Annotated in this window: 12 protein-coding genes and 8 tRNA genes; 1 reads left to right on the plus strand and 19 read right to left on the minus strand. The window is 53.0% G+C overall.

The genetic code is table 11. The features are described from left to right. Positions 1-99 precede the first annotated feature (99 nt). The 6 genes from F3J37_RS08720 to miaB all read right to left on the minus strand — a co-directional run bounded on the left by F3J37_RS08720 (position 100) and on the right by miaB (position 7,103). A complete protein-coding gene (locus tag F3J37_RS08720; protein ID WP_058960796.1) occupies positions 100-993 on the minus strand; it encodes a glutamate/aspartate ABC transporter substrate-binding protein in 894 nt (297 codons plus the stop codon). A gap of 439 nt (positions 994-1,432) precedes the next feature. Beyond that, the gene (lnt, locus tag F3J37_RS08725; protein WP_166933013.1) at positions 1,433-2,959 is read right to left on the minus strand and encodes an apolipoprotein N-acyltransferase; all 1,527 of its coding nucleotides are present in this window, start codon (positions 2,957-2,959) and stop codon (positions 1,433-1,435) included. Positions 2,960-2,963: 4 nt separating this feature from the next. Beyond that, positions 2,964-3,845 (minus strand): CNNM family magnesium/cobalt transport protein CorC, encoded by an 882-nt coding sequence (gene corC / locus F3J37_RS08730; RefSeq protein WP_034829075.1) that lies wholly within the window; start codon positions 3,843-3,845, stop codon positions 2,964-2,966. An 84-nt stretch (positions 3,846-3,929) separates the two neighbouring features. Beyond that, positions 3,930-4,403 (minus strand): rRNA maturation RNase YbeY, encoded by a 474-nt coding sequence (gene ybeY / locus F3J37_RS08735; protein ID WP_034829084.1) that lies wholly within the window; start codon positions 4,401-4,403, stop codon positions 3,930-3,932. Beyond that, positions 4,400-5,473: a PhoH family protein gene (locus F3J37_RS08740; RefSeq protein WP_058960793.1), complete on the minus strand. Its 1,074-nt coding sequence runs from the start codon at positions 5,471-5,473 to the stop codon at positions 4,400-4,402. Before F3J37_RS08740 ends, ybeY begins: the two co-directional genes overlap by 4 nt. Positions 5,474-5,678: 205 nt before the next feature. Beyond that, the gene (miaB, locus tag F3J37_RS08745; RefSeq protein ID WP_058960792.1) at positions 5,679-7,103 is read right to left on the minus strand and encodes a tRNA (N6-isopentenyl adenosine(37)-C2)-methylthiotransferase MiaB; all 1,425 of its coding nucleotides are present in this window, start codon (positions 7,101-7,103) and stop codon (positions 5,679-5,681) included. Between the two features lie 169 nt (positions 7,104-7,272). Here miaB and ubiF point away from each other — a divergent pair, with 169 nt between their 5' ends. Continuing rightward, the gene (ubiF, locus tag F3J37_RS08750) at positions 7,273-8,445 is read left to right on the plus strand and encodes a 3-demethoxyubiquinol 3-hydroxylase (protein ID WP_166933015.1); all 1,173 of its coding nucleotides are present in this window, start codon (positions 7,273-7,275) and stop codon (positions 8,443-8,445) included. Positions 8,446-8,531: 86 nt separating this feature from the next. Here the strand turns inward: ubiF and F3J37_RS08755 are convergent. The 13 genes from F3J37_RS08755 to nagB all read right to left on the minus strand — a co-directional run bounded on the left by F3J37_RS08755 (position 8,532) and on the right by nagB (position 15,540). Continuing rightward, a tRNA-Gln gene (locus F3J37_RS08755) sits at positions 8,532-8,606 on the minus strand. A 27-nt stretch (positions 8,607-8,633) separates the two neighbouring features. Next, positions 8,634-8,708 (minus strand) — tRNA-Gln (locus F3J37_RS08760). Positions 8,709-8,737: 29 nt separating this feature from the next. Next, positions 8,738-8,812: transfer RNA gene (locus F3J37_RS08765), tRNA-Gln, on the minus strand. A 6-nt stretch (positions 8,813-8,818) separates the two neighbouring features. Beyond that, a tRNA-Met gene (locus F3J37_RS08770) sits at positions 8,819-8,895 on the minus strand. 28 nt (positions 8,896-8,923) lie between these two features. Further along, a tRNA-Gln gene (locus F3J37_RS08775) sits at positions 8,924-8,998 on the minus strand. Between the two features lie 34 nt (positions 8,999-9,032). Continuing rightward, positions 9,033-9,107: transfer RNA gene (locus tag F3J37_RS08780), tRNA-Gln, on the minus strand. A 21-nt stretch (positions 9,108-9,128) separates the two neighbouring features. Then, positions 9,129-9,213, minus strand: a tRNA-Leu gene (locus tag F3J37_RS08785). Between the two features lie 7 nt (positions 9,214-9,220). Continuing rightward, a tRNA-Met gene (locus F3J37_RS08790) sits at positions 9,221-9,297 on the minus strand. Positions 9,298-9,512: 215 nt separating this feature from the next. Continuing rightward, positions 9,513-11,180 carry an asparagine synthase B gene (gene asnB, locus F3J37_RS08795; RefSeq protein WP_166933017.1) on the minus strand — a complete coding sequence of 556 codons (1,668 nt, stop codon included), beginning with the start codon at positions 11,178-11,180 and terminating at the stop codon, positions 9,513-9,515. A gap of 330 nt (positions 11,181-11,510) precedes the next feature. Continuing rightward, complete coding sequence (locus tag F3J37_RS08800; RefSeq protein ID WP_034829095.1) at positions 11,511-12,263, minus strand: HAD-IIA family hydrolase; 753 nt, start codon at positions 12,261-12,263, stop codon at positions 11,511-11,513. Between the two features lie 39 nt (positions 12,264-12,302). Further along, complete coding sequence (gene nagC / locus F3J37_RS08805) at positions 12,303-13,523, minus strand: DNA-binding transcriptional regulator NagC (RefSeq protein WP_034829098.1); 1,221 nt, start codon at positions 13,521-13,523, stop codon at positions 12,303-12,305. A gap of 7 nt (positions 13,524-13,530) precedes the next feature. After that, positions 13,531-14,679 carry an N-acetylglucosamine-6-phosphate deacetylase gene (gene nagA, locus F3J37_RS08810; protein WP_166933019.1) on the minus strand — a complete coding sequence of 383 codons (1,149 nt, stop codon included), beginning with the start codon at positions 14,677-14,679 and terminating at the stop codon, positions 13,531-13,533. Between the two features lie 60 nt (positions 14,680-14,739). Then, positions 14,740-15,540, minus strand: a complete 801-nt coding sequence (gene nagB, locus F3J37_RS08815) for a glucosamine-6-phosphate deaminase (protein ID WP_034829102.1) — start codon at positions 15,538-15,540, stop codon at positions 14,740-14,742. Positions 15,541-15,644: the final 104 nt, after the last annotated feature.

Consider the following 15,644-nt stretch of genomic DNA (forward strand, 5'->3'; position numbering starts at 1 on the left):
GTCCTGCTTCAGGGGAACGACCTGTTGCAGTCTGTCTGTCCGCACCGCGTGTTCAGCAATCGAGAGGGCAGCCTAACTGCCCTTGTTTTCATTGTTAATTCAAAGTGCTTTATCGTTTGGTGCTTTGAACAGCGCCTGCATGTCAGAAGACAGCTCGAAGTTCATGTTCAGATTCTTCGGTGGGATTGGCTGTTTGAACCAGGTATCGAACCACTTAGCGGCTTCACCCGAGGTCTGCGCTTTCGCGATGGTTTCATCCATCAGCTGTTTGAACTGCGGGTCTTCTTTACGCAGCATACAGCCGTAGGCTTCTTTCGACTGAGGTGTGCCAGTGATCTGCCAGTCGTCTGGTTTCTTCGCTTTAGCACGTTCACCCGCCAGCAGCGCGTCATCCATCATGAAGGCCACGGCACGACCGGTTTCCAGCGTACGGAAAGAATCGCCATGGTCTTTGGCGCTGATGATGCGCATATCCATTTTCTTCTCGTCGTTCAGCTTGTGCAGCAGAACTTCAGAAGTGGTACCAGAGGTCACGACAACGGTTTTGCCTTTCAGGTCCGCGAAATCTTTGATATCGCCACCCTTTTTCACCAGCAGACGCGTACCGATGATGAAGACGGTATCGGAGAAGGCGGCTTGCTGCTGACGTTCCAGGTTGTTGGTGGTAGAACCACATTCAAAATCGTAAGTGCCGTTTTGCAGCAGTGGAATACGGTTCTGAGAGGTGATCGGCAGCATTTTTACTTGCAGATCAGGCTTGTTCAGCTTGGCTTTGATCGCCGCTACGATGGCGTTTGAGTAGTCTTGTGAATAGCCAACCACTTTTTGCTGGTTGTCGTAGTAAGAAAAGGGAACTGATGACTCACGATGCCCAACGACGATCACGCCGCTATCATTAATTTTTTTCAGGGTGCCGGTGAGATCTTCCGCCTGGGCCGCTCCCGCTGCTGCTCCCAACAGCAGAAGAGATAATGCCACTTTGCGTGTCTGCATGTTCCTACTCCTTTGAATGGATGTTGCGCAGAACATAAACTGCGCAGATTGTGATGTTGTGTGTATTTCGTGCTGCTTTTTTAGTTATCCCTTAGCGCAACCGCGCGCAGGATAGTGATTAACATAGCGAATTGTTAACGCAATGAAACAAAAAAGTTTGTTTTTTGCGAGCCGCTCCGCACCATTAAGAGGCAATAAAAAGCCATTGCGCCGTTTCGGTGCGTGTCAGTGCCAAATAATAGTGCGTGAACATGGCATTACGCTGACAAAACGCTGATGTTGAGAAAATCACTGAAATAAATAGCAATGATCGTGCCAGCACGGTGAGATGCGTGAAAAAGCCAGCAGAGAATCTGGTAAAGCGTAGCCGATGGGAGCGGAAAACAGCGCAAAAAAAAGGCGAAGTGAGCACTTCGCCTGTCAGAATGTGATCGGAGTGTCAGTGGCGGCGACGAATAATCGCCAGAACGATGCCGATTAAAGTCAGAATCCATACCGGCCAGATGCCTGCTTTGGCATAAGGGGTCTCACCAGTGGTGGGTGTTACCCTGGCTTCCAGCACGTCACGCGTGAACTGCGGGATCTCTTTTTCAACCTCGCCGTTGGCATTCACCACCGCCGTGACACCGTTATTGGTGGATCGCAACAGCGGACGGCCCAATTCCAGTGCACGCATACGCGCCATCTGGAAATGCTGCCAGGGGCCAATGGAATGACCAAACCAGGCATCGTTAGAGACTGTCAGCAGGAAGTTGGTATCAGGACGGAAGTTGGCTCGTACCTGCTCGCCCAACACAATCTCGTAGCAGATGGCGCTGGTAAGATCATAACCCGCCACCTTCAACTGCGGCTGTACATAGGCACCACGGCTGAACGACGACATTGGCAGATCGAAGAACGGCGCCAGCGGACGCAGCAGATCTTCCAGCGGCACAAACTCCCCGAACGGCACTAAATGGTTTTTCTGATAACGATTGTGGCTCTGATAGCTGTAAGGCTGCTCGCCGCCCAGCACAATCACGGAGTTGTAATCGTGGTAGCGGTTATCCCCTTCAACGCGTGAATCGACAATCCCGGTAATTAACGAGCTGCCGCGCTCGCGCAGTTCGGCATCCAGCGCTTTGAGGAACGGCTGCTGATTGCTTTCAAGGTCAGTAATCGCCGATTCCGGCCAGATAATGATGGGCGCTTTGCCCATATAAGGCTGGCTGTAAGAGGTGTACACACGCAACGTATTCAGCAACTGCTGTGGGTCCCACTTCATCGACTGGGGAATGTTGCCTTGCACCATCGCCACGTCCACGCTGCGTTCCGGCAGCGGCTGATACCACTGCAACATGCGCAGTGGCCATGGCAGCAGCAGCAATACCGCGGCCGCCACCAGGCTCTTCACCGTACGATGATAAAGCGCATGCACCAGCAGACCGGCGATCACCATCAACAGGAAAGTGATGGTTTCAACGCCCGCCAGCGGCGCAAGGCCTTTGAGTGGACCGTCGATCTGGCTGTAGCCGAACTGCAGCCACGGGAATCCGGTCAGGATCCAGCCACGCAGAAATTCGCTGATTTGCCACAATGCCGGTGCCGCCAGCACCAGACGCCACAAGGTCGCACGTGGCCACAGGCGATTAAGCACCGCCGCAAACAGCATCGGATAAATCGCCAGGTAAGCGGCCAGCAATATCACCAGGAAGACGTTAACCGGGCCAGGCATACCACCAAAGGTGGCGATGCTGACGTAAACCCAGTTAATGCCACTGCCGAACAGACCAAAGCCCCAGACGAAGCCAATCGCGGCGGCTTGAGGGCTGCGGCGATCCAGTAGCAACAGTTGCAGTCCCGCCAGGGAAACTAATGCGGCAGGCCAAAAATCATAGGGAGAAAAGGAAAGGGTGCCAACGGCACCCGCAATCAAAGCCAGCAGCAGGCGAACCCGCTGCTGCGAGTAGAGAGAGGCTAAAGCCATAAAATTATTCGTCTTCCAGTTGCGGTTGTGGAGAGTCTTCCGGAATTTTCACATGCACCTGGATGATACGGCGGCTGTCGGCCATCGCGACTTTGAATTGGTAACCATCAATGTCGATGCTCTCACCGCGCGCGGGAAGGTGGCCGAATCCCTGCATCACCAGACCGCCAATGGTATCCACTTCATCATCACTGAAGCTGGTACCAAATACCTCGTTAAAATCCTCGATAGGCGCAAGCGCACGTACGGTATAGGTATGGCGGTTTAACTGACGGATATCACGATCTTCTTCATCGTCATATTCATCTTCAATTTCACCGACAATCAATTCGAGGATATCTTCAATCGTGACTAGCCCGGAAACGCCACCGAATTCGTCAATGACAATCGCCATATGATAGCGCTGGGAACGGAACTCTTTCAGCATGCGGTCAACACGCTTACTTTCAGGCACGACAACGGCGGTGCGCAGCACTTTCTCAATGCTGAAAGGTTCAGACGCGCTGCTCATAAACGGCAGCAGGTCTTTGGCCATCAAAATGCCTTCGACGTGGTCTTTATCTTCGCTGATCACCGGGAAGCGTGAGTGGGCGGAATCAATAATGACCGCAAGGCACTCTTCAAGGCTTTGGTTGCGTTTAAGGGTGATCATCTGGGAGCGCGGGATCATGATGTCACGCACGCGCTGCTCGGCAATATCCAGCACCCCTTCGAGCATGTCGCGGGTGTCCTGGTCGATCAGCTCTTTTTGCTCAGAATCGCGGATCAGTCCCAGTAGCTCATCACGGTTTTTGGGTTCACCGTGAAAAAGTTGGTTAATTAACAGGGAGAAAAATCCCTTTTTACTACTGGGTGCGTCGCTGTTTTGAGAATGGTCGTCGCTCATGGCGTTTTTATTTCGTTCTCTCTGGTGAGGGAAAGGAACTGCTGGCATCCGCGCCAGCAGCGCAATAACCTGAACCTAAGGGGATCAGGCGTCTTCTTTCTCCGAAATGTACGGGTCAGGATAACCAAGAGCAAGCATTATCTCGGTCTCCAGCGCCTCCATTTCTTCGGCTTCTTCATCTTCAATATGGTCATAGCCCAGCAGGTGTAGCGTGCCGTGGACAACCATATGCGCCCAGTGGGCTTCAACGGTTTTGCCTTGTTCTTCCGCTTCTTGCTCAACAACCTGACGACAAATAATCAGATCGCCCAGCAGTGGCAGCTCAATCCCTGGTGGCGCTTCAAACGGGAAAGAGAGCACGTTGGTCGGCTTATCCTTACCGCGATAAGTCAGATTAAGCTCATGACTCTCCGCTTCATCCACCAGACGGATGGTGACTTCACTTTCCGGCTGGAAAGGCGTCACGGCGGCTTCGAGCCAGCGCTGGAAAGCAGGTTCGGCTGGCAGGCCATTTTCATCGGCACAGGCCAACTGTAAATCTAAAATCACCGCGCTCATGAAGGCTCCTGCGGGCTGGATGGGGCGGCAAGTTGAGACGCTAGCGTTTCACGCTTGCGCTCTTCTGCCAGTTTGTCACGGCGCTTCTGATCGGCTTCTTCCCACGCTTCATAAGCATTCACGATGCGTGCGACAACCGGATGACGCACCACGTCTTCGCTGTGGAAAAAGTTAAAACTGATTTCATCGACTTCCGCCAAAACCTCAATGGCATGACGCAGGCCGGATTTGGTGCTGCGCGGCAGGTCAATCTGTGTGACGTCACCGGTGATCACCGCTTTGGAGTTGAAACCGATACGTGTCAGAAACATCTTCATCTGCTCGATGGTGGTGTTCTGGCTTTCATCGAGAATCACAAAGGCGTCATTGAGTGTGCGGCCGCGCATGTAAGCGAGCGGAGCCACTTCAATCACATTGCGCTCCATCAGCTTTTCCACGCGCTCAAAGCCGAGCATTTCAAACAAGGCATCGTAGAGCGGACGCAGGTAAGGATCGACTTTCTGGCTCAGGTCACCCGGCAGGAAGCCCAGTTTTTCGCCGGCCTCTACCGCAGGGCGCGTCAGCAAAATACGGCGGATTTCCTGACGTTCCAGGGCATCAACGGCAGCGGCCACCGCCAGATAGGTTTTACCGGTACCAGCTGGACCCACACCGAAGGTGATGTCATGGTCGAGGATATTAGCCACATACTGCGCCTGATTGGGCGTACGAGGTTTAATCACACCGCGCTTGGTTTTGATGTGAATCGCCTTACCAAACTCCGGCACGCTTTCGGCGGTTTGCTCCAGTACACGGCTCTCTTTGATCGCCAGATGCACCTGGTCCGGTTCAATATCCGGGATTTGGCCACGCACTGGCGCAGTACTCACGTACAGGTCACGCAGAATGTTGATGGCTGCGTCAACGCTGAGCGATCGGCCCACCAGTTTGAAATGGTTGTCCCGGCGGTTGATTTCGACACCGAGGCGTTTTTCCAGCTGCTTCACATTGTCATCAAACGGACCGCACAGGCTCATCAGTCGGCGGTTATCAGCCGGTTCAAGGGCGATTTCACGAGTTTCGATATTCAAATGAATCCTTTGGGTCACTCAGGGCCAGTTGAAGAAGGTGTATCCAATGCTCCATCACAGATTGAGCATCTATACGGAATTATTTATGGGGCAAGGCCCGGCTGCAAGTTACAGAAGCGATATTTGGGCGTTGCAGGTGGAATGCAAGGGGCACGGGATGAAACAGGCGGCAGCACCTTGTGCACTGCCGCGCAAAGTTGGAGTATCAAGGCTGGTAAAGACCGACACCGATGTCATTTTCACGGCGCGTGCGGGCTATCACCGCATCGGGGCTGAGGCTGACACGCAATGCCATTTCATCTTCAGTGCGGATCAGTTTGCCACGCAGCGAGTTGGCATGGACATCGACAATTTCCACGTCAACAAACTTACCGATCATCTCAACAGGCGCTTCGAAGTTCACCACGCGGTTGTTGTCGGTGCGTCCGGTCAGTTCCATGACATTTTTACGTGAGATGCCTTCTACCAGCACACGCTGTGTGGTGCCGAGCATGCGGCGGCTCCACGCCATCGCCTGCTGATTGAGGCGATCCTGCAGAATATACAGGCGCTGCTTTTTCTCTTCTTCCGACACATCGTCAGGCAAATCAGCGGCAGGCGTACCCGGACGGGCCGAGTAGATAAAGCTGAAGCTGACATCGAAATTCACGTCGCCCACGAGTTTCATGGTCTGCTCAAAATCCTGTTGCGTTTCGCCAGGGAAACCAATGATGAAATCTGAACTCATCTGAATATCAGGACGTGCTTTCTGCAGTTTGCGGACGATGGCTTTATATTCCAGCGCGGTGTGCGCACGCTTCATCAGCGTCAGGATACGATCGGCACCGCTCTGAACGGGCAAGTGCAGGAAGCTCGCCAGCTCTGGCGTGTCACGGTAGACATCAATAATGTCATCAGTGAATTCAATCGGATGGCTGGTGGTAAAGCGGATGCGGTCGATGCCATCAATGGCCGCCACCAGACGCAACAGTTCCGCGAAGCTGCAGAGCTGGTCATCAAAGGTCGTGCCGCGATAGGCGTTGACGTTTTGGCCCAGTAAATTCACTTCTCGCACGCCCTGCGCAGCCAGTTGCGCGATTTCCAACAGAATATCGTCACATGGACGGCTCACTTCCTCGCCTCGGGTGTAAGGCACCACGCAGAAAGTACAGTATTTGTTACAGCCTTCCATAATGGAGACAAAGGCCGTCGGGCCTTCTGCACGCGGTTCTGGCAGACGGTCAAATTTCTCGATTTCCGGGAAGCTGATGTCAATCACCGGGCTTTTCGTCCCGCGCACCTGATTCAGCATCTCTGGCAAGCGATGCAGTGTCTGTGGACCAAATACAATATCCACGCAATTGGCGCGTTCACGCAGGCGTTCACCTTCCTGCGAAGCGACACAGCCGCCGACGCCAATAATCACGTCAGGATTTATCGCTTTCAATTTCTTCCAGCGTCCTAACAGCGCGAAAACCTTCTCCTGCGCCTTCTCACGGATCGAGCAGGTGTTGAGCAGCAGGACATCCGCCTCTTCAGCGTCCTCGGTCAGGGTGTAACCGTGCGTGCTGTTCAGCAGATCGGCCATCTTTGATGAATCGTACTCATTCATCTGACAGCCCCAGGTTTTAATATGCAGTTTTTTGGTCATCGAACTAGCCATTGATTCAGAGCAGGGAAGTGCAGGGCGCGTATTGTAATGCTTTGCTGCTGTTGTGACCAGCACAGCAGGGTCTGAGATTGTGCAGCCAATTTCCGGTACACTTTATCTATCAACGTGATGACGTGAGCTATCACGACAAGCAGAAGGATTAGAGTCAATGCAGGATTCACATTTTGATGTGGTGGTGGTGGGCGGCGGTATGGTTGGTGCCGCGCTGGCTTGTGGACTGGCACAGCAGCAATTTCGTGTGGCGGTGATTGAACGTGCCGAACCCGCTGCGTTTGATGCAGAAAGCCCGCCCGATGTCCGCATTTCCGCGATTGGAGCCTCGTCGGTAGCACTGCTGCGTCAGTTGAATGTGTGGGAACGCGTGCTGGCGATGCGCTGTGCGCCTTATCGCAAGCTCGAAACCTGGGAGTGGCAAAGTGCACATGTGACCTTTGATGCTGCCTCGCTGGGCTTGCCAGAACTGGGATATATGGTGGAAAACAGCGTGCTGCAACGTGCGCTGTGGGAAAAGATGCAGGAAGAGGGGATCACGCTGATTTGTCCCGCCAGCCTGCAGCAGCTTCAATCGCATCGTGGCGGCTGGCAGGTCCAGCTGGATAATGGCACCACGCTGGATACGCGGCTGGTGGTTGGCGCGGATGGCGCCAACTCGCGCGTGCGCCAGCTGGCGGGAATTGGCGTGCGTGGCTGGCAATACGCGCAGTCCTGCATGCTGATTAGCGTCGAATGTGAGCATGATGCGGGGGATTCGACCTGGCAGCAATTTACGCCAGAGGGGCCACGTGCTTTTCTGCCGCTGTTTGATCGCCACGCTTCTCTGGTGTGGTATGACGCACCGGCGCGTATTCGCCAGCTACAGGCGTTGCCATTGTCACAGCTTGAAAAAGAGATTCACGCCCATTTCCCGGCACGCGTTGGGCGGGTTCAGGTCAAGAAAGCAGCCTCATTCCCGTTGGTTCGTCGCCACGCTACGCGCTATGTTTTGCCGGGATTGGCGCTGGTGGGTGATGCAGCACACACCATCAATCCCCTTGCCGGACAGGGCGTAAACCTCGGGTATCGCGATGTTGATGCGTTGATCAATACGTTGGTGGAGGCGCGCAGCCAGGCTCAGTTATGGTCATCGGATGCGGTGTTACAGCGTTATCATCGTCAACGCTATAACGATAATTTGCTAATGCAGGGTGGGATGGATCTGTTCTATTTTGCCTTTAGCAACACGCTGGCCCCATTGCGTTTTGTGCGTAATCTGGGATTGATTGCAGCGGAGAATGCTGGAGCGCTGAAACGTAAGGCGCTGAAGTACGCGTTGGGCTTATAGATGGCAGAGCGTCGCAGGGCGCTCCTGGCATTTTCCCGGATGCAGAAAACAATAAAGCCCGCAAAAGCGGGCTTTATTGTGCAATTTGGCTGGGGTGCAGGGATTCGAACCCCGGAATGCTGGTATCAGAAACCAGAGCCTTACCGCTTGGCGACACCCCAATAATGCGTTTTCAAATTGTCTTTAATTGGCTGGGGTGCAGGGATTCGAACCCCGGAATGCTGGTATCAGAAACCAGAGCCTTACCGCTTGGCGACACCCCAATTAATGGCGTTACAAATTATCTTTAATATGGCTGGGGTGCAGGGATTCGAACCCCGGAATGCTGGTATCAGAAACCAGAGCCTTACCGCTTGGCGACACCCCAAAAATTTGGTGGCTACGACGGGATTTGAACCTGTGACCCCATCATTATGAGTGATGTGCTCTAACCAGCTGAGCTACGTAGCCTGAGTTTACTGCTTACTGCATCCGATAATGGCTGGGATACCTGGATTCGAACCAGGGAATGCCGGTATCAAAAACCGGTGCCTTACCGCTTGGCGATATCCCATTTGTCGACTCGCATCCACGAGTAAATATCGGATTGGCTGGGGTACCTGGATTCGAACCAGGGAATGCCGGTATCAAAAACCGGTGCCTTACCGCTTGGCGATACCCCATCCGGCTGCCGAAGACTGAAATGGTGCGGGAGGCGAGACTTGAACTCGCACACCTTGCGGCGCCAGAACCTAAATCTGGTGCGTCTACCAATTTCGCCACTCCCGCGAAAAGATGGTGGCTACGACGGGATTTGAACCTGTGACCCCATCATTATGAGTGATGTGCTCTAACCAGCTGAGCTACGTAGCCATCTTTTTTCGCTAACCTTCATCGGCGTTGCGGGGCGCATTATGCGTATTGAGCTTTGTAGCGTCAACAAGTTTTTTGCCGTTTTTTGCCTTAAAACGCCTGTTTGACTGGCTTGTAACCAGGGTGGCGATTTATTCAGCAGTTTTCTATCGTCACATCGACGATGAAAACAAAAAGGGGCCTTTACAGACCCCTTATCCTACTCATTCACAAGCTTATTTGTAGGCGGACTGATGCACGCCGACAGCACGACCAGATGGGTCATCCATGTTTTTGAAAGCTTCATCCCACTCAATCGCTTTGGCAGATGAACAGGCGACGGATGGACCGCCCGGAACACACTCTGCTGCACTGGCAATCGGGAACAGCTCTTCAAAGATTTCGCGGTACAAATACGCTTCTTTCGAGTTCGGCGTGTTGTACGGGAAACGGAAGTGCGCGGTAGACAACTGCTGATCGGTGATCTGCTTCGCGGCCACTTCTTTCAGGCTATCGATCCAGCTGTAGCCTACGCCATCAGAGAACTGCTCTTTCTGACGCCATGCCACGCTCTCCGGCAGGTAAGAAGAGAAGCATTCACGCAGAATGTGTTTCTCCATTTTGCCGTTGCTGCCGCACATTTTGTCTTCCGGGTTGATGCGCATCGCCACATCAAGGAATTTCTTATCGAGGAACGGTACGCGCGCTTCAACGCCCCATGCCGACATCGCTTTGTTGGCACGCGCACAGTCAAACATGTGCAGCGCCAGCAGTTTACGCACGTTCTCTTCGTGGAATTCCTGAGCGTTCGGTGCTTTGTGGAAATACAGGTAACCACCAAACACTTCGTCCGCACCTTCGCCAGACAGCACCATTTTAATGCCCATCGCCTTGATTTTACGCGACATCAAATACATCGGCGTAGAGGCGCGAATGGTGGTCACGTCATAGGTTTCGATGTGGTAAATCACATCGCGAATCGCATCCAGACCTTCCTGCACGGTGAAGTGAATCTCGTGGTGCACGGTGCCCAGATGTTCCGCCACTGATTTGGCCGCTTTCAGATCAGGTGAGCCTTCCAGACCTACCGCAAAAGAGTGCAGCTGTGGCCACCAGGCATCACTTTTATCTTCATCTTCCACACGTTTTGCCGCAAAGCGCTTCGTCACGGCAGAAATGATAGAGGAGTCGAGGCCGCCAGACAGCAGCACGCCATAAGGCACGTCAGACATCAGGTGGCTTTTCACTGACTCTTCCAGTGCATGCTTCAGGCCCGCAGCGTCAGTGGTGTTCTCGGCAACGGCAGAAAAATCCATCCAGTCACGCTGCCAGTAACGACGGATTTCGCCATCGCTGCTGCACAGGAAGCTTCCCGGCGGGAATTCTTTGATGGTGCGGCAAACCGGCACCAGCGCTTTCATTTCAGAGGCGACAAACAGGTTGCCGTGCTCATCGTTGCCCATGTACAGCGGGATAATCCCGATGTGGTCACGGCCAATCAGATACTGCTGCTTCACGCTGTCCCACAGAATAAAGGCGAACATACCTTGCAGATCATCGAGGAAATCGAGACCTTTTTCCTTATACAGCGCGAGGATCACTTCGCAGTCAGAACCGGTCTGGAACGCATAACGATCGCTCAGTTCAGCACGCAAAGCCTGATGGTTGTAGATCTCACCGTTCACGGCCAGTACGTGGGTGTGGTCAGCGTTGTACAGCGGCTGTGCGCCGTTGTTGACGTCAACAATCGACAGGCGCTCATGCACCAGAATGGCTTTGTCATCGGCATACACGCCAGACCAATCCGGTCCACGGTGACGCATCAGACGGGAACACTCCAGCGCTTTCTTGCGCAGTTCAACAGGATCGGATTTCAGATCCAGCACACCAAAAATCGAACACATAACTGACTCCTGATCTCACCTTGCGGCGATGTTATTTCTACGTTTGTCCGGCAGCCTTGACTGCGTGATGTATAAGAAAATGCGCTATCTGGTGGTGTTAACGCAAGTTAAATTGCGATCTTTTGATAAAAAGATTGTTGTGATGGCTTAAAAATTGAATTTCATCTAATGGAATATCAATTAAATTAGATGGCATCTAATGAATTGGCGTTTTGGATGATTTCCTGCGCAATTAACGGTGCACAAAATCATAATAAAGGGATGTAAAAACAAACGCCCTGCTCACACGACGTGCGGGCAGGGCGATAAGTAAATGCGATAAGAGAAGGTTTAAAACAGGTCGATATCGGCCACTGAAGGGTAAATCCAGTCAGGGCGGAAAGGCATCGCATCAATGTCACTCAGCGTCGAAACCCCGGAGAGCACCAGAATGGTTTCCAGGCCCGCCTGGAATCCGGCCAGAATATCGGTGCGCAGGTTATCGCCGACAATCACCGTCTCTTCCGAGTGGGCATGCATCTTATTTAGCGCAGCACGCATGATATACGGGCTCGGCTTACCGACGTAAAACGGTTTGCGACCGGAGATGGTTTCGATACCGGCGCAGAGTGCACCGCAGGCTGGCACAAAACCGCGTGCGTGGGTATCCGGGTTGGTGGCGATAAAGCGTGCGCCATTAGCCACAAAGAAAGCCGCTTTATGCATCATTTCCCAGTTAAAGGAGCGCGTCTCCCCAACAATCACAAAATCGGGATTCACATCGGTGATGGTAAATCCGGCTTTATACAGTTCGTGAATCAGCGCGCCTTCGCCAATCACGTAGGCTTTTTTGCCTTCCTGACGACGCAGGAAATCGGCGGTCGCCATCGCCGAGGTATAGAACACTGAATCCGGTACCTCGACACCCGCATTGGCAAAACGGTTTGCCAGATCCTGAGCGGTTTGCGACGGATAGTTGGTCAGCACCACCAGCGGCATCTCTTTTTCAAGGATGCGCTGCAGAAACTCATTCGCGCCTTTCACGGCGGTATTGTCGTGCATCAACACGCCGTCGATGTCACAGATTACGCTTTTGATGGTCATATTGGCTTCCGGTCGGGCCCGCCAGACGGCAGGCTTCAATTATTCTTCCAGCAGATGCTGCAGCAAGATACCATTCAGCATCGCACGTTTCGCCAGGGCAAAGGCGCCAATAGCGGAACGGTGATCCAGTTCGGAACGCACCACCGGCAGGTTTTTGCGGAAGGCATTCAGCGCCTGGGTATTAATGCAGCCTTCAATCGCCGGGAACAGCACTTTGTCTGCATCGGTGATTTCCCCCGCCAATACCACCTTTTGTGGGTTGAACAGGTTAATGGCAATCGCAATCGCTTTCCCGAGATAACGCCCTACATACTCAATCACTTCGCAGGCCAGCGCATCGCCCTGGTTGGCGGCACGGCAAATTTGCGGCATCAGGCAGTTATCCAGCGTCAGCGTGCTGGGATAGCCCTGGTTGAGCAAATGGCGCACGCGATTTTCAATCGCGCCATTGGCGGCAATCGTTTCCAGACAGCCAAAGTTGCCGCAGTGGCAGCGCTCACCCAAGGGATCGACCTGGATGTGGCCAATTTCGCCCACGTTGCCGTTGCTGCCGAGGAAAATATGGCCGTTAGCGATGATGCCCGCGCCGGTACCGCGATGTAAACGCACCAGAATGGAGTCTGCACAGTCACGACTTGCACCGAAATAGTGCTCCGCCAGCGCCAGACTACGGATATCGTGACCGACAAAGCTGGTGACGTTAAAGCGTTTCTGCAAGCTGGATACCAGCGGCCAGTGGCTGACAGCAATGTGCGGCATATAGCGAATAATGCCGTTAATCGGGTCCACCAGGCCTGGCAGAATCACCGCGATCGCGATTAATTCATGAATCTTGCGTTGATGCGCCGCCATAAATGCCGTGATGGCATTGAACAGCGCATTCTCCAGCGTTTCCTGGGTGCGCTCAGGCAGGGGATAATCTTCCTGCGCCAGCGATTTTCCGCTCAGATCGAATAATGTCAGCGTGGCATCATTGCGTCCTAAGCGAACGCCGATGGTATGAAAATGGCGAGTTTCGGTAATGATGGAAATGGCGCGGCGACCACCGGTAGAGGCTTGTTGCTCTACCTCTTTGATCAGGCCGCGCTCAATAAGCTGGCGGGTAATTTTCGTGACGCTGGCGGGCGCAAGCTGGCTGAGATCGGCAATCTGTATACGCGATATCGGCCCTTGTTGATCAATTAGCCGGTAAACGGCTGCACTATTGAGTTGTTTGACAAGATCGACATTTCCTATTTGAGTCTGGCCGCCAGTGGTCATTCAGTACTTACTCGCTGAGGACGTCGTCTCCATTGACTAACGTCTTAGTGATTTGATAATCGCGGGTAAAGACAGTGAGGTTAGCGACTTTTCCTGCTGTCACTGAACCCAGCTGTTTTTCCACACCCATTGCCTGGGCCGGGTAGAGCGTTGCCATGCGCAAAGCTTCATCCAGCGCGATACCACAATGTTCTACGCTGTTTTGCACCGCTTCAATCATGGTGAGCGCAGAACCGCTTAAGGTACCGTTTTCGTCAACGCAAAGGCCGTCGCGATAGTATATTGTTTTGCCTGCAAAAATGAATTTATCAATTGACGCGCCAGCGGGTGCGGTCGCATCCGTTACCAACACCAGCTTGTCACCTTTGATGCGCTTTGCATTACGCACGTTAGCGTAGTGGACATGTAAACCATCCGCAATGATGCCGCAGTATACATCAGGTGAATCAAACAGCGCACCGATCAGACCAGGTTCACGCCCTGCAAAGGTTGGCATGGCATTATAAAGGTGAGTGGCAAAAGAGACACCCGCACTAAAGCCCGCTTTGGCTTCTTCATAAGTGGCGTTTGAATGACCCGCAGAAACAATAATGCCGGCATTGCGCAGCTTGCCAATCACCTCGGCACCGGCATTTTCTGGCGCCAGCGTCACTTTGGTGATCACGTCTGCGTTGGCGCAAAGAAAATCGACCATCTCCGCATCGGGCAGACGAATCAAATCTTGATTATGGGTACCTTTTTTGGCTTTGTTTAGCCATGGACCTTCCAGGTGTAGGCCTAACGCCTGATTAGGGTGTTTGGCCAGATAGGCGCGCATGGTTTCGATGGCACGCTTCATCAAAGCATTGGTGCTGGTGATCAGCGTTGGCAGATAGCTGGTGCAGCCTGATTTTTCGTTGGCACGCTGCATGATTTCCAGCGTTTCCACGCTCAGCGCATCGATATCATCGTTAAACTGCACGCCGCCGCAGCCGTTTAACTGCAAATCAATAAATCCGGGAGCGATAAACGCACCAGCCACATCCTGCTGTGTCATCGTTGCATCAAGCGCATCTCGTGGGCACACGCGCTCAATCAGGCCATCTGCAATCACCACTGCATGATTATCCAGAATTTCATGACCGGTAAAAATCCGGCCGTTCACTAATGCGTACATCGTTTTTCTCTCCCGGCTAAGCCTGCCACCTTACGGCAGCAGGTTTTTCACAACGTGTTCTCACACACCTTTCATATTTTCCGCTTCCATTTCGCGGAAATATTTCACGGTTTTCACTTTCAGTTCCATGGTGGCCGGTTCGTCACACACCACCACAGATTTCGCATGCAGCTGCAGGCAGCTGATGGTCCACATATGATTAACGTTACCTTCTACAGCGGCCTGCAACGCCTGCGCTTTAAGATGGCCCGTCACCAGAATCATCACTTCTTCGGCATCCAGAAGCGTACCCACACCCACGGTCAGAGCGTACTTTGGCACCTGATCGACATCACCGTTAAAGAAACGCGAGTTGGCGATGCGGGTATCGTGCGTCAGGGTTTTGATGCGGGTGCGGGAAGAGAGTGAAGAAGCCGGCTCATTAAAGGCAATGTGTCCGTCGTTGCCCACGCCGCCCATAAACAGATTAATTTTACCGTAAGAGCGAATCTTCTCTTCGTACTGGCGACATTCTGCGTCAATATCTGGCGCATTGCCATTCAGAAGATTGATATTTTCTGGTTGGATATCAACGTGATCGAAAAAGTTGCGGTACATGAAGCTGTGGTAGCTTTCCGGATGCTCCTTTGGCAGGCCCACGTATTCGTCCATATTGAACGTCACCACATGCTTGAAACTAACCTGGCCCGCTTTGTGCATATCAATCAGGTGCTTGTAAGCTTCCAGTGGCGTACCACCGGTTGGCAAGCCCAGCACGAAGGGACGTTCTGCGCTAGGCTTAAACGCATTAATGCGGTTAACAATGTGGCGTGCAGCCCATTTACCCACCTGGGTCGGTGTGGCCAAAGGGATCAGTCTCATGTCTTCACCTCAATTAAGATTAGGAAATTGTTGTCGCCGATGCTGGTTTAGGTTGCTGCCATTAAGCGTAATCGGTTTAAGCGCAACCAGCAGGGAAAAGTGCG

Source organism: Candidatus Pantoea communis (assembly GCF_011752685.1).
Classification (GTDB): Bacteria; Pseudomonadota; Gammaproteobacteria; order Enterobacterales; family Enterobacteriaceae; genus Pantoea; species Pantoea communis.

Excerpts from the sequence above, each read along its gene's own strand:
- lnt (WP_166933013.1), bottom strand. The coding sequence starts at position 2,959 with ATGGCTTTAGCCTCTCTCTACTCGCAGCAGCGGGTTCGCCTGCTGCTG.
- nagC (WP_034829098.1), bottom strand. The coding sequence starts at position 13,523 with ATGACCACTGGCGGCCAGACTCAAATAGGAAATGTCGATCTTGTCAAA.
- nagB (WP_034829102.1), bottom strand. The coding sequence starts at position 15,540 with ATGAGACTGATCCCTTTGGCCACACCGACCCAGGTGGGTAAATGGGCT.
- miaB (WP_058960792.1), bottom strand. The coding sequence starts at position 7,103 with ATGACCAAAAAACTGCATATTAAAACCTGGGGCTGTCAGATGAATGAG.
- asnB (WP_166933017.1), bottom strand. The coding sequence starts at position 11,180 with ATGTGTTCGATTTTTGGTGTGCTGGATCTGAAATCCGATCCTGTTGAA.
- F3J37_RS08800 (WP_034829095.1), bottom strand. The coding sequence starts at position 12,263 with ATGACCATCAAAAGCGTAATCTGTGACATCGACGGCGTGTTGATGCAC.
- corC (WP_034829075.1), bottom strand. The coding sequence starts at position 3,845 with ATGAGCGACGACCATTCTCAAAACAGCGACGCACCCAGTAGTAAAAAG.
- F3J37_RS08720 (WP_058960796.1), bottom strand. The coding sequence starts at position 993 with ATGCAGACACGCAAAGTGGCATTATCTCTTCTGCTGTTGGGAGCAGCA.
- ybeY (WP_034829084.1), bottom strand. The coding sequence starts at position 4,403 with ATGAGCGCGGTGATTTTAGATTTACAGTTGGCCTGTGCCGATGAAAAT.
- ubiF (WP_166933015.1), top strand. The coding sequence starts at position 7,273 with ATGCAGGATTCACATTTTGATGTGGTGGTGGTGGGCGGCGGTATGGTT.
- nagA (WP_166933019.1), bottom strand. The coding sequence starts at position 14,679 with ATGTACGCATTAGTGAACGGCCGGATTTTTACCGGTCATGAAATTCTG.